22 protein-coding genes are annotated in these 20150 nt (G+C 61.7%); 20 read left to right on the forward strand and 2 right to left on the reverse strand.

Features of this window, described 5'->3' with window-relative positions; all coding sequences use genetic code 11:
• The first annotated feature begins 80 nt into the window (after window positions 1-80).
• A complete protein-coding gene (gene fabF / locus ACR0E6_RS02440) occupies window positions 81-1346 on the forward strand; it encodes a beta-ketoacyl-ACP synthase II (RefSeq protein WP_170519396.1) in 1266 nt (421 codons plus the stop codon).
• Entirely contained in the window at window positions 1347-2504 is a 1158-nt protein-coding gene (mltG, locus tag ACR0E6_RS02445; protein WP_480580696.1) for an endolytic transglycosylase MltG, read from the forward strand.
• Window positions 2505-2558: 54 nt separating this feature from the next.
• Here mltG and ACR0E6_RS02450 read toward each other — a convergent pair whose 3' ends face one another.
• Window positions 2559-3821, reverse strand: a complete 1263-nt coding sequence (locus ACR0E6_RS02450; protein ID WP_480580698.1) for a DEAD/DEAH box helicase — start codon at window positions 3819-3821, stop codon at window positions 2559-2561.
• 418 nt (window positions 3822-4239) lie between these two features.
• Between ACR0E6_RS02450 and ACR0E6_RS02455 the strand changes: the two genes are divergently transcribed.
• The 3 genes from ACR0E6_RS02455 to ACR0E6_RS02465 all read left to right on the forward strand — a co-directional run bounded on the left by ACR0E6_RS02455 (window position 4240) and on the right by ACR0E6_RS02465 (window position 6957).
• Window positions 4240-5121: a DMT family transporter gene (locus tag ACR0E6_RS02455; protein WP_170621992.1), complete on the forward strand. Its 882-nt coding sequence runs from the start codon at window positions 4240-4242 to the stop codon at window positions 5119-5121.
• 212 nt (window positions 5122-5333) lie between these two features.
• Complete coding sequence (locus ACR0E6_RS02460) at window positions 5334-5678, forward strand: aldehyde dehydrogenase family protein (RefSeq protein WP_170621991.1); 345 nt, start codon at window positions 5334-5336, stop codon at window positions 5676-5678.
• On the forward strand, window positions 5587-6957 hold the full coding sequence (locus ACR0E6_RS02465) for a DNA-packaging protein (RefSeq protein ID WP_480580701.1): 1371 nt from the start codon (window positions 5587-5589) through the stop codon (window positions 6955-6957). The genes ACR0E6_RS02460 and ACR0E6_RS02465 overlap by 92 nt, the downstream gene beginning before the upstream one ends.
• A gap of 132 nt (window positions 6958-7089) precedes the next feature.
• On the opposite strand, the gene ACR0E6_RS02470 is transcribed toward ACR0E6_RS02465, so the two are convergent.
• Window positions 7090-7635 carry a hypothetical protein gene (locus ACR0E6_RS02470; protein WP_170621990.1) on the reverse strand — a complete coding sequence of 182 codons (546 nt, stop codon included), beginning with the start codon at window positions 7633-7635 and terminating at the stop codon, window positions 7090-7092.
• A gap of 304 nt (window positions 7636-7939) precedes the next feature.
• Here ACR0E6_RS02470 and ACR0E6_RS02475 point away from each other — a divergent pair, with 304 nt between their 5' ends.
• The 15 genes from ACR0E6_RS02475 (at window position 7940) to ACR0E6_RS02545 (ending at window position 20141) form a co-directional block, all read left to right on the forward strand.
• The gene (locus tag ACR0E6_RS02475) at window positions 7940-9100 is read left to right on the forward strand and encodes a phage portal protein (protein ID WP_480580703.1); all 1161 of its coding nucleotides are present in this window, start codon (window positions 7940-7942) and stop codon (window positions 9098-9100) included.
• On the forward strand, window positions 9093-9311 hold the full coding sequence (locus ACR0E6_RS02480; protein ID WP_170735087.1) for a GTA head formation protein, RCAP_rcc01685 family: 219 nt from the start codon (window positions 9093-9095) through the stop codon (window positions 9309-9311). Before ACR0E6_RS02475 ends, ACR0E6_RS02480 begins: the two co-directional genes overlap by 8 nt.
• Before the next feature lie 26 nt (window positions 9312-9337).
• A complete protein-coding gene (locus tag ACR0E6_RS02485; protein WP_480580705.1) occupies window positions 9338-9883 on the forward strand; it encodes an HK97 family phage prohead protease in 546 nt (181 codons plus the stop codon).
• A 29-nt stretch (window positions 9884-9912) separates the two neighbouring features.
• The gene (locus ACR0E6_RS02490) at window positions 9913-11091 is read left to right on the forward strand and encodes a phage major capsid protein (protein WP_170735083.1); all 1179 of its coding nucleotides are present in this window, start codon (window positions 9913-9915) and stop codon (window positions 11089-11091) included.
• 171 nt (window positions 11092-11262) lie between these two features.
• Entirely contained in the window at window positions 11263-11862 is a 600-nt protein-coding gene (locus ACR0E6_RS02495) for a head-tail connector protein (protein ID WP_480580707.1), read from the forward strand.
• Window positions 11859-12197 carry a phage head closure protein gene (locus tag ACR0E6_RS02500; protein ID WP_170449902.1) on the forward strand — a complete coding sequence of 113 codons (339 nt, stop codon included), beginning with the start codon at window positions 11859-11861 and terminating at the stop codon, window positions 12195-12197. The genes ACR0E6_RS02495 and ACR0E6_RS02500 overlap by 4 nt, the downstream gene beginning before the upstream one ends.
• Window positions 12194-12607, forward strand: a complete 414-nt coding sequence (locus ACR0E6_RS02505) for a DUF3168 domain-containing protein (RefSeq protein ID WP_480580709.1) — start codon at window positions 12194-12196, stop codon at window positions 12605-12607. The genes ACR0E6_RS02500 and ACR0E6_RS02505 overlap by 4 nt, the downstream gene beginning before the upstream one ends.
• A 20-nt stretch (window positions 12608-12627) precedes the next feature.
• Complete coding sequence (locus ACR0E6_RS02510) at window positions 12628-13041, forward strand: phage major tail protein, TP901-1 family (RefSeq protein WP_170449906.1); 414 nt, start codon at window positions 12628-12630, stop codon at window positions 13039-13041.
• Entirely contained in the window at window positions 13041-13361 is a 321-nt protein-coding gene (locus tag ACR0E6_RS02515) for a gene transfer agent family protein (RefSeq protein WP_170449909.1), read from the forward strand. Before ACR0E6_RS02510 ends, ACR0E6_RS02515 begins: the two co-directional genes overlap by 1 nt.
• Entirely contained in the window at window positions 13358-13567 is a 210-nt protein-coding gene (locus tag ACR0E6_RS02520; protein ID WP_170449911.1) for a rcc01693 family protein, read from the forward strand. The genes ACR0E6_RS02515 and ACR0E6_RS02520 overlap by 4 nt, the downstream gene beginning before the upstream one ends.
• Window positions 13554-14216: a phage tail tape measure protein gene (locus ACR0E6_RS02525; RefSeq protein ID WP_170449913.1), complete on the forward strand. Its 663-nt coding sequence runs from the start codon at window positions 13554-13556 to the stop codon at window positions 14214-14216. The genes ACR0E6_RS02520 and ACR0E6_RS02525 overlap by 14 nt, the downstream gene beginning before the upstream one ends.
• Window positions 14217-14231: 15 nt before the next feature.
• A complete protein-coding gene (locus ACR0E6_RS02530; RefSeq protein WP_170449915.1) occupies window positions 14232-14864 on the forward strand; it encodes a DUF2460 domain-containing protein in 633 nt (210 codons plus the stop codon).
• Window positions 14864-15751: a DUF2163 domain-containing protein gene (locus ACR0E6_RS02535; RefSeq protein WP_480580712.1), complete on the forward strand. Its 888-nt coding sequence runs from the start codon at window positions 14864-14866 to the stop codon at window positions 15749-15751. The genes ACR0E6_RS02530 and ACR0E6_RS02535 overlap by 1 nt, the downstream gene beginning before the upstream one ends.
• Window positions 15748-16194, forward strand: a complete 447-nt coding sequence (locus tag ACR0E6_RS02540; protein WP_170449919.1) for an NlpC/P60 family protein — start codon at window positions 15748-15750, stop codon at window positions 16192-16194. The genes ACR0E6_RS02535 and ACR0E6_RS02540 overlap by 4 nt, the downstream gene beginning before the upstream one ends.
• Complete coding sequence (locus tag ACR0E6_RS02545) at window positions 16194-20141, forward strand: baseplate multidomain protein megatron (RefSeq protein ID WP_480580714.1); 3948 nt, start codon at window positions 16194-16196, stop codon at window positions 20139-20141. Before ACR0E6_RS02540 ends, ACR0E6_RS02545 begins: the two co-directional genes overlap by 1 nt.
• Window positions 20142-20150: the final 9 nt, after the last annotated feature.

Raw genomic sequence — 20150 nt, forward strand, 5'->3', positions numbered from 1 at the left:
ATGCGCCCTTGCTCTTGCCCCCGTACCCCGGGGCGGGGTATGAGCGGTTCTCATAACAGGAAGCAGGCAAGAGGCACTTCATGCGCAGAGTCGTCGTAACCGGTCTGGGATTGGTCACTCCTTTGGCCAGCGGGGTCGAAGAAACCTGGTCACGTCTGCTGGACGGAGAGTCCGGCGCTGGCCCGATCACACTGTTCGATGCCGAGGCAAGCGGGGTCACCACGACCTATGCCTGCGAAGTGCCACGCGGGGACGGAACCAACGGGACGTTCAACCCCGACGACTGGATGCCGCCGAAAGAGCAGCGCAAGATCGAGGACTTTATCCTGTACTCCATCGCGGCGGCCGAGATGGCGTGCAAGGATGCGGGCTGGACGCCCGAGGACGAAGAGGATCGTCTGCGGACTGGCGTTTTGATCGGGTCGGGCATTGGTGGTCTGGGATCGATTGCGGAAACTGCAAACCTGATCCGCGACAAGGGTCCACGCCGCGTATCGCCGTTCTTTATTCCCGGCGCGCTGATCAACCTGGCGTCTGGTCAGGTTTCGATCCGGTTCGGTTTCAAGGGTCCGAACCATTCGGTGGTGACGGCCTGTTCGACCGGTGCCCACGCCATTGGCGATGCCAGCCGGATCATCCGGTCGGGCGATGCGGATGTAATGATTGCCGGAGGTGGCGAAGGCTGCATCTGCGAGATTGGGATTGCAGGTTTCAACGCGTGCAAGGCGCTGTCGACGAAGTATGCAGACGATCCGAAGAAGGCCAGTCGCCCCTATGACGTTGATCGCGATGGGTTCGTGATGGGCGAAGGCGCAGGCATCGTGGTTCTGGAAGACTACGAGCACGCCAAGGCACGCGGAGCGAAGATTTATGCCGAAGTGCTGGGCTATGGCATGTCGGGCGACGCCTATCACATCACCGCACCGTCCGAGGATGGCGACGGGGCCGAGCGTTCGATGAAGGCCGCGCTGCGCAGTGCCGGGCTGGAGCCGAAGGATCTGGACTATATCAACGCCCACGGTACCTCGACCATGGCGGATACGATTGAGCTGGGCGCAGTGGAGCGTCTGCTGGGCGATCATGCCAGCAGCGCCACGATGACCTCGACTAAGTCGGCCACCGGTCACCTGCTTGGGGCTGCTGGTGCGATTGAGGCGATCTTCTCGATCCTGGCGATCCGCGATCAGGTTGCACCGCCGACGATCAATCTGGACAATCCAGCGGTTGAAACGCCGATTGATCTGGCACCAAACGCCAAGCGCGAGCGTGAGATTAACGTGGCCCTGTCGAACTCGTTCGGGTTTGGCGGAACCAATGCCAGCGTGATCTTCGGAAAGGTCAGTTAAATGTGGCGTGCCCTGGCATCGAACGCGCTGACCATTCTGGTGGTCGGCCTGTTCCTGATGGGCGGTCTGATCCTTTGGGGCCAATCCCAGTACAAGGCCGAAGGCCCGCTGGACACCGCGATTTGCCTGCAAGTGGCAAGCGGGTCGAACATGACCCGCGTCAGCCGCGATCTAGAGGATCAGGGCGCGATCACCAGCGCCACGATCTTTCGGATGGCTGCGGATTACACCGACCGGGCGCAGCAGTTGAAGGCGGGCAGCTTTCTGGTGCGCGAAGGCGCGTCGATGGAGCAGATCATTGACGAAATCACCAGCAGCGGGGCCAGCACCTGCGGGTCCGAGATTGAGTATCGGATCGGCGTGACCCGTGCCCAGACCCGTGTACGCGAGTTGAACCCGGCGACGCTGGACTTCGACGAGATCGCGTCATTCGATGCCGCAGAAGACGAAACGCCCGAAGCCTATACTGAGAAGCGCAACGAAGCGGATACCCGCTATCGTGTGTCGCTGGCCGAGGGCGTGACCTCGTGGCAGGTGGTTGAGGCGCTGAAGGGGTTTGAAGCGCTGAGCGGTGAGGTGACAGAAATTCCCGCCGAAGGATCGCTGGCGCCGGACAGCTATGATGTCGTCGCCGGGCAGGACCGGAACGAAATCCTTCAGGCGATGCAGGAAACTCAGCAGTTGCGCATCAATGCAGCTTGGGAAAGCCGTCAGGATGGCCTGCCGCTGCAAAGCCCCGAGGAAATGCTGATCCTTGCGTCGATCATCGAGAAAGAAACCGGTGTCCCGGAAGAACGTGGTCAGGTGGCGAGCGTGTTTGTGAACCGTCTGAATCTGGGTATGCGGCTGCAAACAGACCCGACCGTGATTTATGGCGTCACCAAGGGGCAGGGCACGTTGGGCCGTGGGTTGCGACGCAGCGAGTTGAACCGCCCGACGCCGTGGAACACCTATCAGATCGATGGTCTGCCGCCGACGCCGATTGCCAACCCCGGTCAGGCCAGCCTGCAAGCGGCGGTTGCCCCGGACAGAACGGATTACATCTTCTTTGTTGCGGATGGCACCGGTGGTCACGCCTTTGCCGAGACCCTGCAGGAACATAACCGCAATGTCGCCAAATGGCGCGAGATTGAGGCCGAACGGAATTCGGGCAACTAAGCTCTGAATTTGAAAGAAAAAACAGCGCCGGTTCGGGCGCTGTTTTTTGTTGGATCAAGCTGCGGGTTTGCGACGGGGCCGCCTGCGTTTGGATTGCGACGGCTTTGCGCCGCCATTGGCGGGCTTGGGTCGGAATCCACGGCGGCGATTGTTCTGCCCGCGCGCGGGGCGTTCGGCCTGCACGGCTTCGGGCATTTCTCCGCTGGCTACGGGAATGTCGATTTTCATCAGCTTCTGAATCTGGCGCAGCAGATCGACCTCTTCCGCTGAGCAGAACGCGATGGCTTCGCCCTCGCGCCCGGCCCGTGCGGTGCGGCCGATGCGGTGGACGTAGTTGTCGGGCACCTCGGGCAGATCGTAGTTGATCACATAGGCCACGCCCGGAATGTCGATCCCACGTGCGGCCACATCTGTTGCGACCAATACGTTGATCTCTCCGGCGCGGAAGGCCTTGATGGCACGGTCACGCTGGCCCTGACTTTTGTTGCCGTGGATCGAAGCGGCGTTATAGCCATCGGCGACCAGCCCTTTCATCAGCTTCTCGGCCCCGTGTTTCGTGCGCGAGAAGACAAGCGTCAGGGCATCGGTGTCCTGCGACAGGATTTCCCGCAGCTTGCCGGGTTTTCCCGGTTTACTGACAAAGTGCACCGACTGAGTGATCTTGTCCGCAGCCTTGCCCGGAGGCGAGACTTGTACGCGCTGCGGGTTGGTCAGATACGCGCGGCTGAGTTCTTCCATCTGCTTGGGCATGGTGGCCGAGAACAGCATTGTCTGGCGCGGCGTCCCCAATGCCGGCGCGATCTTGCGCAGCGCGTGGATGAAGCCGAGGTCGAGCATCTGGTCTGCTTCGTCCAGCACCAGATGGCGGACGGCGCTAAGGTCAACCGCGCCGCGCTCCATCAAATCGATCAGACGTCCGGGGGTGGCGACCAGAATGTCGGTGCCACGGGACAGGAACATGATCTGCTTGTTGATGGACTGTCCGCCCAAAACAGTGGCCACACGCAGCTTTGTCTTTTGGGTCAGGGTGCGCAGGCTGTCGGCGATCTGGTTCACCAGCTCGCGGGTGGGGGCAAGGATCAGGGCCTTGGCGGTTTTGGGATCGGGCTTGCCCGGCTGGGCCAGCAGGTGATCGATCAGCGGCAGGCCAAAGGCCAAGGTTTTGCCGGTACCCGTCTGGGCGAGCCCCAGAATGTCATGCCCGTTCAGGGCCAACGGAATGGCCTGGTTCTGGATCGGGGTCGGTTGCGAAAATTTCGCGCGTTTCAGCGCGTCATTCAAAGCTGGCGCAAGGCCCAGCATGTCAAAGTCGAACAATGTCTATCCTTTTTCCACCCCGGGCCGAACTGGCCGGGGCGCATTTGAAACGGGTCACGCGGCAACCGCGCAACCGGCAGGGGTTTTGCGCGGCCTCGGGACTCACAGGCGAACCCTGTGCCATCCGGCCATCGCATCAAGAACCCTGCGTGAAGGGGAACTGGAGAAGTGTCTGTAGGGCGCTGTGGGGCGGAAGAAGCCCGCCAATGCTCACGCGTCAGCGCTTTGATGGGGCACATGAAGTCTGTGGCGGCGTTTGTCAAGGTGTTGAAGCTGCATTGGGTAAACCCCAAGCGCCTCGTGGTAGAGAATCTGCTGGTGTTCCTGGGCGGTTTGCGGCATCGATTTTGTGGTCCAGGCCGCTGCAATTTGAGCGGGTTGTGCCGCAACCGGAAATGATCGGCACCGAGTATCACAGATGATGTCAAGAAACTTGCACGGCTCTAACCTGAAGGTCGCAAGTGTCGCCCTTGTGTTTGGCGGCATGATGTGGGGGCTGTATTGGATCCCGGTCCGCTTTTTCGTTGATCAGGGACTAAGCGGCGCTTGGCCCGGCATCGTTATGTATTCGGCTGCTCTTGTTGGTCTGGCACCCTTTTTGTGGCGCGACAGGCGGGACTTGTTGCTTCGCTGGCAGGACCTGATGTTCAGTGGCGTGTTCACTGGTGCAGCTTTTGGCCTGTTCACGATCAGCCTGATCTATACCGATGTCGTGCGCGCGATCCTGCTGTTCTACCTCACACCAGTATGGGGAACGATTGTCGGCCTTGTCTTTCTGGGCGAGCGGCTGACCCTGATCCGGCTGTTGGGGCTTGCCTGTGGGCTTGGCGGTATGGTCATCGTCCTCGGGGGCGAGCAGATCATCCCGTGGCCCAGCAATGTCGGGGATTGGGCGGCCCTTCTGTCAGGAATGGCCTGGGCTGTGGGAACACTTGGGCTGTACCGGGCGTCAGGTATTTCTGTTCCGGGGCAGGTCTTTGCGTTCATCACCGGGGCATTGTTGCTGTCAGTGGCCAGTCTGGCCTTCAGCGCGGGCGCGTTGAGCGAGCAGAGCGACGTTATTGTCCGGGTGCTTCCGATTGCGCTGCTGTCGGTCCTATACACGCTGCCGATGATTTTTCTGACAATTTGGCCCGCAACGCTGTTAACGCCTGCGCGGGTCGGTTTGCTTTTGATGAGCGAGATTGTCGTTGGCCTGATTTCCGCTGCCGTGTTCTCGGGCGAACCTTTTGGGCTGCGCGAATTCATCGGCGCGACCCTGATCGTCAGCGCGGCATTGTTGGAAATCGCGCGGGGGTAAGGCCTGAAATCGTCAGGAGATTGACGGCGAAGTGTAAACAGGCCGCACGGTGCGTGTTGCGCGTGTGTTGCGTAAAGCATTGACTTCGCGCACTTTTTTCTATATCGATTGTGCCATGCTAGAAGAGGTGGGCAACGGCCCCGGGGCGACCCGGTGGCCGTTTTTCGTTTCTCTCGTGCGGAGAAAACTCACGCATGAGGTCACAGGCAAACATGACTTTGATTACCCCGGAAGAGCGGATTTCCCAGACGGCTGACTTGTTGCAGTCGCTTGAGCGATCCATTCGCGATCTGCGCCAGGCAGCGGAAGAACTGCGCAGGCAGATCGGAGCCGGGGAGGATGCAGATCTTGCTGGTTCAGCACGGCAACTCGGTCAGCTGGAGGGGCTGATCCGAACGTGCCAGAAAGTGGAGGCAAACTTTGTCGAACAACATCACAGACAAGCCGGAATTGCCCAAGGGGGCTATGCGCTCGACCTTGAGCGCGCTCGATTTGAAATCGGGTGCAGGTTGGCTCGCCTCCGCCGATGCTGCGGTGCGGGAGAGATTTCTGAGTGAGATCGGGGAGGGGGGGCTGTGTGCCCTCCCTTTCCTGTTCGAGTTCTGGGCGCTGCCGCATCAGTTGCCGCCCGAGGGGGACTGGCGATCCTGGGTGATCATGGGCGGGCGTGGCGCGGGCAAGACGCGCGCCGGGTCTGAATGGGTGCGACGGGTGGTCGAGGGGGCCAAGCCGTTGGATCGTGGCGAGGCCAGTCGCGTGGCGTTGGTTGGCGAGACCTTCGATCAGGTGCGCGACGTGATGATCTTTGGCGACAGTGGGATATTGCAATGCTCGCCACCGGATCGTCGGCCTGTGTGGAAGGCGTCCGAGCGCAAACTGATCTGGCCCAATGGGGCCGAGGCGCAGGCGTTTTCCGCGCATGATCCCGAGGGGCTGCGCGGCCCGCAATTCGATGCGGCCTGGGTGGATGAGTTGGCCAAATGGAAAAAGGCGGGCGAGACCTGGGATATGCTGCAATTTGCTTTGCGTTTGGGGGATCGGCCTCGGGTCTGTGTGACCACGACACCAAGGAATGTGAAGGTTTTGAAGGAATTACTGGCCTCTCCGTCCACGGTCCAGACCCACGCGCCGACTGAGGCGAACCGGGCCAATCTGGCGGAGTCATTTCTGGACGAGGTACGCGCCCGTTATGCGGGTACGCGGCTAGGGCGGCAGGAGTTGGATGGTGTGCTGCTGTCTGACGCGGAGGGGGCGCTGTGGACGGGCTCGATGCTAGAGGCGGCGCGCTGTGCGCAGGTGCCCGATTTGGATCGGATCGTTGTGGCGCTGGACCCGGCGGTGACATCCGGTTCAGGCGCAGATGCTTGCGGGATCGTGGTGGTTGGCGCGCAGGTGCAGGGGCCGCCCGGGGACTGGCGCGCCTATGTGCTGGCCGACCGGACGGTGCAGGGCGTTGGCCCGGCGGGCTGGGCGCAGGCGGCGATTGACGCAATGGATGAGTTCGGGGCCGAACGTCTGGTGGCCGAGGTCAATCAGGGCGGGCAGCTGGTGGAAGTGGTGGTGCGGCAGGTGGATCCTCTGGTCCCTTATCGCGCAGTGCGGGCCTCCCGCGGCAAGGTCGCGCGGGCCGAGCCTGTGGCCGCGTTGTACGAGCAGGGGCGGGTGAGCCACGTGGCCGGGCTGGACGCGCTGGAGGAGCAGATGTGCCAGATGACCGCGCGCGGGTTCGAGGGGCAGGGTTCGCCCGACCGAGTCGACGCGCTGGTCTGGGCACTGCATGAGTTGGTTGTGGGACCAGCGGGAGCGTTTCGGTGGCCGAGGGTGCGGAGTTTGTGAGGCTCCTATTTGGTTAAGTTACAGAAGCCCACAGATCGCATTGTCCCTGTAATACCCGTAATCAACTCGTCTTCTTCTTTGCCTGGAAAGACTGTTCTTGATGGGGACATCTTGGGATGCGCACATTCCAGTTTAGCGGTTTTCCTTGATAATCATCACATCGCAAATGTCCCCGATCTTTGAGTAATCCGCTACTAAATGTCCAAGTTCATAGAACGAGTTCACCAGCCCCGCGGAAAAACACGACAGATACTCCGAATTCTCCAAGTCCTCTGGGGAAGTGCCAGTCATATCCATTTTGAGTTTCAGCAAATTTACTGAAAACACAAAAACGTCAGACTTTATAGAGCTGCCGAAGTTGTCCTCGGATAATCTGTATAGATGAGTATCGACCACCGACATAACTTTAATCAGGGGCGTTTGCAGAACCGCAGGGATAAATTTACCATCCTTAGAGTCCGAAAGAAAAATCACTAAGACATCGGAGTCGTCTGGATTGACCCAAGTCAGATTCCGATCAAATTTCCCAACACCTCGATCATGCTGGAGAAGGTAAGAAACGAAGTGCTGTGGCGCGGCAAATGTACTAACGGAAAGCGATTCACTCGCACGACTTTTGGTTGCAGAGCTGAATGCAACTAACCCTGCAGCAAGAAGTGGAATAAGAAGTAGACGCAAATTTACAACCCCAAATACGTGCTTCGAAGAAACCTCACGCACTTATCGGCAGAGGTAAGCAATCACTTAATCTCAGCGCTCATACTCTGCATAGCATTAAGATGAAAGCAAGACGGGGGCATTTGTCTTGGTATTTTGTGGAGCCACAACCATTCGCCGCTACACCTTTGTTTAGTTTGATTGCAGCAAAGGAGCTTTAGGGCCGTTGCCCAACCGCCGTACGCCCCATTCCCAAGCCCTAAACTTCTTTCCGTCATAACTCCTTTCAACAAGCCGGGCAGAGCGGCGGCAGAAAGGAGCACAGATGGTATTCGATTTCTTGCGTCGTGGATCGGCTGGCGAGGCACTCGAGGCGAAGGCGAGCGCGGCGGGACCTGTGGTGGCGTGGCAGACGGGCGGGCGCGTGGCGTGGAGCCCTCGGGACGCGGTGTCGCTGACGCGGACTGGGTTTTCGGGGAACCCGGTGGGGTTTCGCTCGGTCAAGCTTATTGCCGAGGCGGCGGCGGCTCTGCCTTTGGTGTTGCAGGATCAGGCGCAGCGGTTTGATACTCATCCGATCCTGTCGCTGATGCGCCGTCCGAATGCGGCGCAGGGACGGGCGGAGTTGATGGAGGCCCTGTTCGGGCAGTTGCTGCTGTCGGGCAATGCTTATGTTGAGGCTGTACAGGCCGAGGAAGGCTTGCCGGTAGAGCTACATGTGTTGCGCTCGGATCGGATGAGCGTGGTGCCGGGGGCGGATGGCTGGCCTAAGGCGTATGATTACGCGGTCGGTGGCAAGAAGCATCGGTTCGCGGCGGAAAATATCTGTCATATCAAATCGTTCCACCCTCAGGATGATCACTATGGGTTTTCGCCGATGCAGGCGGCGGCGATGGCGATTGATGTGCATAACAGCGCGTCGCGGTGGTCGAAATCGCTTTTGGACAATGCGGCGCGGCCTTCGGGGGCGCTAGTGTGGAAGGGCGATGGCCATGGGGTGATGGCCGAGGATCAGTTCCGTCGTCTGTCGGACGAGATCGAGCAGAACTATCGCGGGGCGCGGAATGCCGGGCGGCCGATGGTTCTGGAAGGGGGGCTGGATTGGAAACCGATGGGTTTCTCGCCCTCGGATATGGAGTTTCAAAAGACCAAGGAAGCCGCCGCCCGCGAGATCGCGCTGGCCTTTGGGGTCCCGCCGATGCTGCTGGGGATTCAGGGCGACGCGACCTATTCGAACTATCAGGAGGCCAACCGGGCGTTTTATCGCCTGACCGTGTTGCCCCTGGTGACGCGGGTGGCGGCGGCGGTGTCGGACTGGCTGGCGGGCTTTACCGGCGAGGAGTTGGTGTTGAAGCCCGATCTGGATCAGGTGCCCGCATTGTCGGCGGAACGCGATGCGCAATGGGCGCGGGTCAACGGGGCCGATTTCCTGAGCGATGCCGAGAAGCGCGCCTTGCTGGGGCTGCCGGAGCGTGCCGATGGCTGAGGGGTATCCCCCGTTCGAATGCGCGCCGGGCCTGCGTCTGGCCGCGCATGAGCGGGTGGCCGAGATCCAGCACGCTCATCTTTGTCGGCGGTTGGATCAGATCGAAGAGATGATGGAACGGCTGGAGCGGCGGTTGTGGCTGACGGTCTATGGCGTGGCGGCGGTGATCCTGGCGCAGGCGTTTCAGTCATTCCTTGTGGCATCGCCATAAAATCAGTGAGTTACATGGAGAAGTTCATGGATTTGGAACATAAATTCGCGCGGTTTGGGGACGGTCTGTCCGTCTCGGTTGATGCGGTGATTGAAGGCTATGCCAGCCTGTTCGGGCAGGTCGATCAGGGCAGTGACGTGGTGCAGCACGGGGCGTATCAAAGCTCGCTTGCAGGGCTGGCCGAGGCGGGTCAGCGGGTCAAGATGCTGTGGCAGCACGACCCGGCCCAGCCCATCGGCGTCTGGGACGAGGTGCGCGAGGATGACCGGGGCCTTTGGGTCAAGGGACGTCTGCTGGAGGCCACGCAGAAGGGCCGCGAGGCGGCGGAGTTGATCCGCGCCGGTGCCATGGATGGGCTGTCGATTGGCTATCGCACAAAGCGGGCCGTGAAGAATGACAAGGGCCAGCGGGTCCTGACCGAACTGGAGCTGTGGGAAGTGTCTTTGGTGACCTTCCCGATGCTGCCCAGTGCGCGGGTGGCGGCAAAAGGGATAGACCCCGAGACCGCGTTTACCTGGCGCAGTATTGCCGAGGTGTTCCGAGATGCCCGGCAGGAGCTGGCGCGGATCTAGCGCCTCAACCCCCCAATAAGGAAGTGCTGATGAGCAAGACCGAGACCCCGGCCTTGACCGGAGAGGGTGCGCCCCTGGTTCAGGAGGTGAAGCAGGCAATGGCTGGCTTCGTGAATGAATTCAAGGGCCTCAAGGCCGAAGTTAAAACCAAACTGCAACAGACAGAAGAGCGACTGACTATGCTGGATCGTAAATCAACCTTCGCGGCGCGTCCGCATCTTGCGGCCTCGATCGAAGACGGCGCACCGCATCAGAAGGCGTTCGACGCTTATGTGCGGTCCGGCGAGGATGACGGGCTGCGCGGGCTCGAGATGGAAGCGAAATCGCTGTCCACCGCGGTCAACAGCGATGGCGGCTATCTGGTCGATCCGCAAACCGCTGAGACGGTCAAGTCGGTGCTGAACTCGACCGCTTCGATCCGTTCGATTGCGTCGGTGGTGAATGTCGAGGCGAACTCGTTCGACGTGCTGATCGATCACACAGATGTGGGCGCGGGCTGGGCGGATGAGGCGTCGACTACGACAGAGACCTCGACACCCGTGATTGACCGGATCTCGATCCCGCTGCACGAGCTGAGCGCGCTGCCCAAGGCCTCGCAACGTCTGCTGGATGACAGCGCGTTTGACGTCGAAGGCTGGCTGGCGGGCCGTATCGCGGACAAGTTCGCTCGTGCCGAGGCCTCGGCCTTTATCAACGGCGACGGGATCGACAAGCCCAAGGGTCTGATGATCCATCGTGCGGTGGCGAACGACACCTGGTCGTGGGGTAGCCTGGGCTATGTGGCCACTGGCATCGATGGCGGCGTCGATGCGGATGCGATTGTCGATGTGGTCTATGCGCTGGGCGCGCAGTACCGGGTCAATGGCACTTTCGTCATGAACTCGAAAACCGCCGGTCAGATCCGCAAGCTGAAGGACAGCGATGGCCGCTTCCTGTGGTCGGACGGTCTGGCCGCTGGTGAGCCTGCGCGTCTGATGGGCTATCCGGTGCTGATTGCCGAGGATATGCCGGATGCGGCGTCCGACAGCTTTGCCATTGCCTTTGGCGATTTCCAGGCGGGCTACACCATTGCCGAACGCCCCGATCTGCGCGTGCTGCGCGATCCGTTCAGCGCCAAGCCGCATGTCCTGTTCTACGCCACCAAGCGCGTGGGCGGTGACGTGAGCGATTTTGCTGCGATCAAGCTGCTGAAATTCGGCACTGCCTAAGCGGTGACGGATCCGGGGGGCCTTTTGGGCCCCTCGGGCGGCGGGCGCGGGCCGGGGTAAGATCCCCCGCGTTGTCTAGCTGCTCCCCTCCGTCCGAGCAACGTGGGGCGGCGCGTGCCCGTCATTTTCCTGAAGTGACCCCGGAGGGGTCCGAGATTGCGGAGTGAATGGATGATGTTGATCGAAGAAACCGCCATCGCGGATGCGGCGCTGCCGGTGGATCAGTTCAAGGCGCATCTGCGGCTGGGCACAGGCTTTGCCGAGGACAATGTGCAGGACGAGGTGCTGAAGGGTTTTCTGCGGGCAGCGATTGCCGCGATTGAGACGCGCACGGGCAAGGTTCTGATTGAACGCGCTTTTTCCTGGAGCCTGAACGGCTGGCGCGATCCGTCGGGCGAGGTTTTGCCGGTTGCCCCGGTCTCGGCGATTGATGTGGTCACGGTGACCGATGCGGCCGGTGTGGACAGTGTTGCTGATGACGGTGCTTATCGGCTGGAGCGCGACAGTCAGCGCCCCCGGCTGCGGCCTGTGGCGACTGCTTTGCCCAAGATCCCGACCGGGGGCAGTGCGAAGATTGATTTGACCGCCGGGCTGTCGGTGGATTGGGGCGGATTGCCCGCCGATCTGGGGCAGGCGGTGCTGCTGCTTGCTGCCCATTACTACGAATATCGCGATGAAACAGCGCTTGGCGCGGGCTGCATGCCCTTTGGCGTCACCAGCCTGATCCAGCGCTACCGGATTGTACGCTTTGGCGCAGGGGTGACCCAATGAGCGCTCCGCATCTGAACCGCAAGCTGGTGCTTGAGGCCCCCATACGCGTGGCCGACGGTGCGGGTGGCTTTGCCGAGACCTGGGAGGCGCTGGGCACAGTATGGGCCGAGATAACAGCGCGCAGCGGGTCCGAGCGATCCATCGCCGGGGTGCCGGTGTCGCGCGTTGGTTATCGCATTGTCGTGCGCGGCGCGCCCGAGGGGTCCTCGATGCGGCCTTCGCCGGATCAGCGTTTTGTGGAAGGCGCGCGCCGCTTTGTGATCCGCGCGGTTGCGGATCGGGACCCGCAGGGCCGGTATCTGACCTGCTTTGCAGACGAAGAGGTGGCAGCATGAGTTACGGCGTTTCAGCTGCTTTGCAGGCGGCGGTGTTTCAACAGCTTTCGAACGACGCCGATGTCAGCGCCCAATCCGGTGGCGCGATCTATGACGCGGTGCCCACCGGAACCATCCCCCAGACCTACGTGACGCTGGGCCCAGAGGAGGTCCGGGAAGCCTCGGACAAATCCGGCGCGGGTGCATTGCATCGGTTCACGGTTTCCGTGGTGTCCGAGGCGGCTGGTTTCAGCGCGGCCAAGATGCTGGCCGGGGCAGTGTGCGATGCGCTGGAAGGCGCGGACCTGACCCTGGATCGGGGGCGTCTGGTTGGGCTGTGGTTCGAACGTGCCCGCGCCCGGCGCACCGGAACAGGCGGCGCGATCCGCCAGATCGACCTGAGATTCCGCGCCCGCGTGGAAGACGACTAAGCAATCAACGGAGAGAGCACATGGCTGCCCAGAACGGAAAAGACCTGTTGGTCAAAGTGGATATGAACGGCACGGGCCTGTTCGAGACCATCGCGGGCCTGCGCGCCACGCGGATCAGTTTCAACGCGGAAAGTGTGGATGTGACAACGCTGGAAAGCCAGGGCGGCTGGCGTGAGTTGCTGTCGGGGGCGGGGGTTAAGTCGGCCTCGATCTCGGGCTCGGGCGTGTTTCGGGACGAAGGCACGGATGAGCGCGCGCGGCAGTTGTTCTTTGATGGTGAGACGCCGGGCTTTCAGGTGATCATTCCCGATTTCGGCATTGTCGAAGGCCCGTTTCAGGTGACCGGCATCGAATACGCAGGCTCGCACAATGGCGAGGCGACCTATGAGATGAGCCTGGCAAGCGCCGGTGCGCTGAGCTTCACGGCGCTCTGATGGCCAATCCGTGGACGGGCGAGGTGGCATTGACCATCGATGGGGAGCGGCGGGTGCTCAAACTGACTTTGGGTGCCTTGGCGGAGTTGGAGCAGGAACTGCAGGCCGGGTCGCTGGTCGATCTGGTGCAGCGGTTCGAAGGTGGGGCCTATTCCAGCAGTGATGTGCTGGCGCTGATCGTGGCCGGATTGCGCGGCGGTGGGGCCGATGTGGCGCGGGCCGATGTGATGCATGCCGAGATCACAGGCGGCCCCATGGCAGGCGCAAAAGCGGCGGCAGAACTACTGGCGCGGGCCTTCATGGTGCCGGGTGGCGCATGAGCGGGTTCGACTGGCCTGTTCTGATGCGGGCCGGTTTCGTCGGCTTGCGCCTGACGCCGGAACAGTTCTGGCGTCTGACCCCTGCCGAGCTGCGGCTGATGCTGGGGCAAGGCGCCGGGATTCCCGCGATGAACCGCGCCGGACTGGACGCGCTGTTGGCGGCCTACCCGGACAAGCAACTAGGAGAGCGTGATGACGGATCGTGACGGGTTTGACGACCTGCAGGAACGGGGCGAGGCACTGGGCGACTCGCTGAGTGATGCGGCCAGCATGGCAGCGGCGTTTGACGGGCAGATGAAGCGCATCAGCGCAGCTTTTGAAGAAACCGGCAAGGATGTCGCCACGCTGGAACGCGGCATGTCCAGCGGGTTGCGCAAGGCCTTTGACGGCGTTGTGCTGGACGGGATGAACCTGTCGGATGCGCTGGACGTGTTGAAGAACTCGCTGATCCAGACGGCCTATGCGGCAGCGATCAAGCCGGTGACGGATCACTTTGGCGGGTTGCTGGCCAACACAGTCGGCAGCGTGGTGCAAGGGGTTCTGCCCTTTGCCGATGGCGGCAGCTTCAGTCAGGGGCGCGTGATGCCCTTTGCCAATGGCGGCGTGATCAGCGGCCCGACCACCTTCCCGATGCGGGGCGGCACGGGGCTGATGGGTGAGGCGGGCCCCGAGGCGATCATGCCCTTGGCCCGCGGGCCGGATGGCAAGCTGGGCGTGCGCACCTCGGGCGGTGGGCGCGCGGTCAATGTCGTCATGAACATCACAACACCTGACGTTCAGGGGTTCCGCCGCAGCCAGGGCCAGATCGCGGCACAGATGAGCCGGGCCCTGGGGCGCGGCAATCGCAACAGATAATTCCGGGAGCAGATCATGAATTTTCACGAGGTCAGATTTCCGGCCAGCCTGAGCTTTGGCTCGGTCGGCGGGCCAGAAAGGCGCACCGATATCGTGACGCTGGCCAACGGGTTCGAAGAGCGCAACACACCCTGGGCGCATTCGCGCCGTCGCTATGATGCGGGGCTGGGCATGCGCTCACTGGACGATATCGAGACGCTGATTTCCTTCTTCGAGGCGCGACAGGGGCAGATGTTCGGCTTCCGCTGGAAGGACTGGTCTGATTTCAAGTCCGGCGTGGCCTCGGCAGATGTTGCGATGGATGATCAGGTCATCGCACTGGGCGACGGGGTGCGCGCCGCGTTTCAACTGGTCAAGACCTATACATCCGGCGGCGTCAGCTATATGCGTCCGATCACCAAGCCGGTTCTGGGCACAGTTGTGCTGGGGCTGGATCAGGACGCCGTGCGCGAGGGCGTGGATTTTGAGGTCGATCTGAACACCGGCTTAGTGACCTTTTCTGATCCGCCACCCGAAGGGGTCGAGATCACGGCAGGGTACGAGTTTGACGTGCCGGTCCGGTTCGACACTGACAAGATCCAGACCAGCGTGGCCAGCTTTCAGGCCGGTGACGTCCCGAATGTTCCCGTGGTCGAGGTGCGTGTCTGATGGCCGGAGATGTTCAGGGACTGCATGGTCATCTGCGAAGCGGGCTGACCACGGTTTGCCGCTGCTGGGCGATAACGCGCACGGATGGGCAGGAATACGGGTTCACCGATCACGATTTGGAACTGGCCTTCGAGGGTCTGACCTTCAAGGCCAGCACCGGCTTGACCGCCGCCGCCATCGAGCAGGCCACCGGCCTGTCAATCGACAATACCGAAGCGATGGGTGCGTTGTCCGATGCAGCTGTGCGCGAGGAGGACATTGAAGCCGGTCGGTTCGATGGCGCTCAGGTACGGGCCTGGCTGGTCAATTGGGCCAATCCGGACCAGCGGATTTTGCAGTTTCGCGGTTCAATTGGTGAGTTGCGGCGCGCTGGTGGTGCTTTTCATGCCGAATTGCGCGGGCTGACGGATTTGCTGAACCGGCCCGTGGGGCGGGTGTATCAAAAGCCCTGCACCGCCGTCCTTGGCGACCGGTCCTGCCGGTTCAATACGGATGCCGAAGGTTTCTGGGTCGAAGCGGATATCGTCGGGTTCGACGGGGGCACTCAGATCCGACTGGCGGGTGGAGCGGCCTCCGCGTCCGGGTGGTTCAAGCGCGGGCGTCTGGACGTGCTGTCCGGATCTGCCAGTGGGCTTTGGTCCTCGATCAAGACGGATCAGAAAACTGCCGGTGGGCGAGAGATCACCATGTGGTCCAGCATCGGCGGCGGGCTTGCCTTGGGCGACCGCGTCCGTCTGACCGCCGGATGTGACAAACGCATGCGCACCTGCCGGTTGAAGTTCAACAACCTGCTGAATTTCCAAGGGTTCCCTGATCTTCCGGGCGAAGACTGGATGATGGCTGTGCCCAAGAAAAGCAATCCGAACAAAGGGGGAAGCAGGCGGTGAAGCCCAACAGACAGGATATCGTGGACGAGGCGCGCGACTGGCTTGGTACGCCATACGTCCATCAGGCCTCGACCAAGGGGGCGGGTACAGATTGCCTGGGGCTTTTGCGCGGTGTGTGGCGGGCGCAAATTGGCCAGGAACCGGAAGAGGTGCCGATCTACAGCATGGATTGGTCCGAACCTCAGGGCGAGGAACGGATGTGGGCGGCGGCGCAGCGTCATCTGACCGAAAAGCCAATCGCGGATCTGGCCCCGGCGGATGTGGTGTTGTTCCGCATGCGTGACGCTGGCGTTGCCAAGCATCTTGGGATTGTGACCGGCATCGGCGCGGTCCCGCGATTCATTCATGCCTATTCCGGATACGGCGTTGTGGAAAACGCACTCAGCGATCCGTGGCGTCGCCGCGTGGTCGCTTGTTTTGAATTCCCGTTGGAGGACCGCTGATGGCGACTATTCTATTATCCGCAGCCGGGGCTGCGCTGGGCGGCTCAATCGGTGGTACGGTTGCGGGCCTTTCGACTGCCATCATTGGCCGCGCCGTCGGGGCCACACTGGGACGTGTGATTGATCAGAGATTTCTGAGCCAATCCGTCATGGGCGGCGGCAGCGAAGTGGTGGAAACCGGCCGCATGGACCGGTTTCGCCTGACCGAGACAGGCGAGGGTGCCCCGGTTTCGACCGTGTTTGGCCGGATGCGGGTCGGCGGGCAAGTGATCTGGGCATCGGACTTTCTGGAAACCCGCAGTGAAACCACCGAAGGCGGCGGGGGTGGCAAAGGCAAGCCCAAAGCCCCCGAGGTTACGACCGTCACCTACAGCTACTCGATCTCGCTGGCGATTGCTGTTGGCGTCGGCACGATTGCCGATGTCGGGCGTATCTGGGCCGATGGGGAAGAGCTGGAGCACAACAGCTTGAACATGCGCATCTATCGCGGAACGGCAAATCAGTTGCCGGACCCGCTGATCGAGGCGATTGAGGGCGCGGGAAATGTTCCGGCCTATCGCGGCACGGCTTATGTGGTGATCGAGGATTTTCAGCTTGCCGCATTCGGCAACCGCGTCCCGCAATTCTCGTTCGAAGTTGTGCGTCCCGCACAGAGTGACATGCCGGACTATGAAACCTCGCTTCCCCAACTGGTGCAGGGCGTCGCGCTGATGCCCGGCACGGGTGAATATGCGCTGGCCAGTCAGCAAGTGAACTATGCGCTGGGCTACGGCAAGAGCGCACCGGCCAATGTCAGCTCGGCATCAGGTCGGACCGATCTGGTGTCGTCCACGCGGGCGTTGGGACGGGAACTGCCGGGGTGCGACGCGGCCTCGCTTATCGTTTCGTGGTTCGGGGATGATCTGCGCTGCGCGTCCTGCGAAATCCGGCCAAAGGTCGAACGCCGGGATGCGGATGGTCAGGGAATGCCATGGCGTGTCTCGGGCGTCCGGCGCAGTTACGCTCAGATCGTGGCGCATGACGACAATCGACCGGTCTATGGCGGAACCCCGGCGGATGCTTCTGTGGTCGAGGCGATCCGGCACCTGAAACAGCGCGGCAAGCGGGTCATGTTCTATCCGTTCATTCTGATGGAGCAGTTGAAGGGCAACGGTTTGCCTGACCCCTGGTCTGATAACGCCAACCAGCCGCACCTGCCGTGGCGCGGGCGCATCACCTTGAATATCGCGCCGGGACGAACCGGATCACCGGATCAAACCATCTCGGCAGATGTGCAGGTGGCGCAGTTCTTCGGGACGGCACGCGCCAGCGATTTTGTGGTTGGCGACGGCGTCGTCACCTATACAGGTCCGCAGGAATGGGGCCTTCGCCGCTTCATTCTGCATTATGCGGCGTTGTGCAAGGCCGCAGGCGGGGTCGATTCTTTTTGCATTGCCTCCGAGATGCGGGGCCTGACTCAGATCCGCGGCGCTGATGGGTTCCCGGCGGTGGCGCAGCTGCGCGCGCTGGCGTCCGAGGTGCGCGAGATTTTGAGTCCAAACACAAAAATCGGCTATGCGGCGGATTGGAGCGAATATTTCGGCTATCAGCCACCCGGCACCAGTGATCGGTTGTTCCACCTCGATCCCTTATGGGCAGATGATGACATCGATTTTGTAGGCATCGACAACTACATGCCCCTGTCCGACTGGCGCGACGGCGAGAATCATCTGGATGCCGCCGCAGGCGCACCGTCGATCTACGATCTGGACTACCTTCGCAGCAATATCGAAGGCGGCGAGGGCTATGATTGGTACTATGCCTCGCCGGAAGAGGACGTGGCGCAAATTCGCACTCCGATTGAGGATGGCGAGCATGATGAGCCGTGGATCTGGCGGTACAAGGATCTGCGGAACTGGTGGTCGAACACGCACCACAACCGGATCGATGGCGTAAGGCAGGCAAACCCGACCGATTGGGTGCCGGGATCGAAACCGATCTGGTTCACGGAATTGGGCTGTGCCGCGATCGACAAGGGCACGAACCAGCCGAACAAGTTTCTGGACCCCAAATCCTCGGAATCCCGGCTTCCGGCCTATTCGAACGGGATGCGCGACGATTTCATTCAGGTTCAATACCTGACGGCAATGCTGACCTATTGGGCTGATCCTGAGGTGAACCCAAAATCACCCGTCTATGGCAAGCCAATGGTCGATCTGTCGAACGCCTATGTCTGGGCCTGGGATGCGCGACCGTTCCCGGCCTTCCCGAACCGCCGCGGGAAATGGAGCGATGGGGCGAACTACGCCCGTGGCCATTGGTTGAACGGGCGGTCCGGTGCGCGCACGCTGGCCTCGGTCGTGACCGAGATCTGTCATGGCGCAGGTGTCACCGATATTGACGTCAGCGGCCTATACGGCGTGGTGCGGGGCTATATGATCGAGGATGTCACCAACGCGCGCTCGGCCTTGCAACCGTTGATGCTGCGCTATGGGTTCGACGCGATCGAGCGGGATGGCGTGTTGCGGTTCCAAATGCGGGACGGCCTTGGCGCCATTGACGTAGATCCGGACCACTTGGCGATCAGCACCGATCTTGACGGCACCGTCGAATACCGCCGCGAGGCCGAGGCCGAGATGACCGGTCGGGTGCGCCTGCGTTTTGTCCAATCCGATTCCGACCACGATATTGTGGCGGAGGAGGCGATTTTGCCTGACGACAAAACCCATTCTGTCGCGGTCAACGAAATGCCCTTGTCGATGACACGCGGCGAGGGGCGGCAAACTGCTGAGCGGTGGTTGAGCGAGGCACGGGTGTCCCGTGACTCAGCGCGTTTCGCGTTGCCGCCCTCCATGATGCATCTCGGGGCAGGGGATGTGGTGCGGTTGTCTGACGACGACACTAGTGCCCGGTACAGGATCGACCGGCTGGAAAGCGCCAGTTTGCAACTGGCCGACGCGGTTCGCATTGAACACGGTGTCTACAAGCTGTCGGATATCGAAGACGAACCCCCGACTGTGCGGCCCTATCTGGCCCCGGTGCCCGTTTTGCCGGTCTTCATGGACCTGCCGCTGATCACCGGGGCCGAGGTGGCGCACGCGCCGTATCTGGCTGTTGCAGCGGACCCATGGCCGGGAAATGCCGCTGTCTATAGCTCGACCAATGATCAGGGCTATTCGCTCAGCGATGTGATCACCGCCCCGGCGACGATTGGCCTGACCGAAACGCCCCTGCGACGCGCGAGTGCCGGAGTCTGGGATGAAGGCCCGTTGCTGCGGGTTCGGCTGATTGACGGTCGGTTGGAATCCCAGCCGCGCGAGTCGTTGCTGAACGGTCTCAATCTGGCGGCCATCGGGGATGGAACGCCCGGCAACTGGGAAGTCTTCCAGTTCTCAAATGCCTATCTCGAAAACCCCGGAGTTTATGCCTTGTCCGGGCGATTGCGGGGCCAGCTGGGGACGGACGCCTTGATGCCGGATGCCTGGCCCGACGGCTCACTCTTTGTGCTGCTGAATGACAGCGTCTCGCAGATCAACCTGCTGCGGACCGAGCGGCGCGTGGACAAGCACTATCGCATCGGACCGGCAACGCGCGGTTATGATGATCCGGCGTATGAGCACCTGATTCACGCCTTTGACGGCAACGGGTTGCGGCCCTATTCCCCCGCGCATCTGGCGGTGCGTCATACCCCCGCCGGTTATGAGGCGACATGGGTCCGGCGCACCCGGCTGGACGGTGATGATTGGTCTGGTCTGGATGTTCCGCTGGGCGAAGAGACCGAGTTTTATCTCGTTCGGGTCCACTCGGGCGGCGCGGTCATTCGCGAGGATCTTGCGACACAGCCCCGCTGGACCTACTCAACGGCGATGCGGACGGCGGATGGCGTGACCGGAGCATTCGAGATTGAGGTCGCGCAGGTCTCGGCCATATTCGGGCCGGGCGCAACGGCGCGCGCGACCGTTGGGTAAACCGCCGCC

This window comes from Ruegeria sp. AP12 (assembly GCF_056540025.1).

Excerpts from the sequence above, each read along its gene's own strand:
- ACR0E6_RS02525 (WP_170449913.1), top strand. The coding sequence starts at position 13,554 with ATGACGGATCGTGACGGGTTTGACGACCTGCAGGAACGGGGCGAGGCA.
- ACR0E6_RS02545 (WP_480580714.1), top strand. The coding sequence starts at position 16,194 with ATGGCGACTATTCTATTATCCGCAGCCGGGGCTGCGCTGGGCGGCTCA.
- ACR0E6_RS02455 (WP_170621992.1), top strand. The coding sequence starts at position 4,240 with ATGATGTCAAGAAACTTGCACGGCTCTAACCTGAAGGTCGCAAGTGTC.
- ACR0E6_RS02530 (WP_170449915.1), top strand. The coding sequence starts at position 14,232 with ATGAATTTTCACGAGGTCAGATTTCCGGCCAGCCTGAGCTTTGGCTCG.
- ACR0E6_RS02465 (WP_480580701.1), top strand. The coding sequence starts at position 5,587 with ATGCGCTCGACCTTGAGCGCGCTCGATTTGAAATCGGGTGCAGGTTGG.
- fabF (WP_170519396.1), top strand. The coding sequence starts at position 81 with ATGCGCAGAGTCGTCGTAACCGGTCTGGGATTGGTCACTCCTTTGGCC.
- ACR0E6_RS02520 (WP_170449911.1), top strand. The coding sequence starts at position 13,358 with ATGAGCGGGTTCGACTGGCCTGTTCTGATGCGGGCCGGTTTCGTCGGC.
- ACR0E6_RS02515 (WP_170449909.1), top strand. The coding sequence starts at position 13,041 with ATGGCCAATCCGTGGACGGGCGAGGTGGCATTGACCATCGATGGGGAG.
- ACR0E6_RS02485 (WP_480580705.1), top strand. The coding sequence starts at position 9,338 with ATGGATTTGGAACATAAATTCGCGCGGTTTGGGGACGGTCTGTCCGTC.
- ACR0E6_RS02480 (WP_170735087.1), top strand. The coding sequence starts at position 9,093 with ATGGCTGAGGGGTATCCCCCGTTCGAATGCGCGCCGGGCCTGCGTCTG.
- ACR0E6_RS02535 (WP_480580712.1), top strand. The coding sequence starts at position 14,864 with ATGGCCGGAGATGTTCAGGGACTGCATGGTCATCTGCGAAGCGGGCTG.
- ACR0E6_RS02505 (WP_480580709.1), top strand. The coding sequence starts at position 12,194 with ATGAGTTACGGCGTTTCAGCTGCTTTGCAGGCGGCGGTGTTTCAACAG.
- ACR0E6_RS02495 (WP_480580707.1), top strand. The coding sequence starts at position 11,263 with ATGATGTTGATCGAAGAAACCGCCATCGCGGATGCGGCGCTGCCGGTG.
- ACR0E6_RS02500 (WP_170449902.1), top strand. The coding sequence starts at position 11,859 with ATGAGCGCTCCGCATCTGAACCGCAAGCTGGTGCTTGAGGCCCCCATA.
- ACR0E6_RS02460 (WP_170621991.1), top strand. The coding sequence starts at position 5,334 with ATGACTTTGATTACCCCGGAAGAGCGGATTTCCCAGACGGCTGACTTG.
- ACR0E6_RS02475 (WP_480580703.1), top strand. The coding sequence starts at position 7,940 with ATGGTATTCGATTTCTTGCGTCGTGGATCGGCTGGCGAGGCACTCGAG.
- ACR0E6_RS02490 (WP_170735083.1), top strand. The coding sequence starts at position 9,913 with ATGAGCAAGACCGAGACCCCGGCCTTGACCGGAGAGGGTGCGCCCCTG.
- ACR0E6_RS02510 (WP_170449906.1), top strand. The coding sequence starts at position 12,628 with ATGGCTGCCCAGAACGGAAAAGACCTGTTGGTCAAAGTGGATATGAAC.
- mltG (WP_480580696.1), top strand. The coding sequence starts at position 1,347 with ATGTGGCGTGCCCTGGCATCGAACGCGCTGACCATTCTGGTGGTCGGC.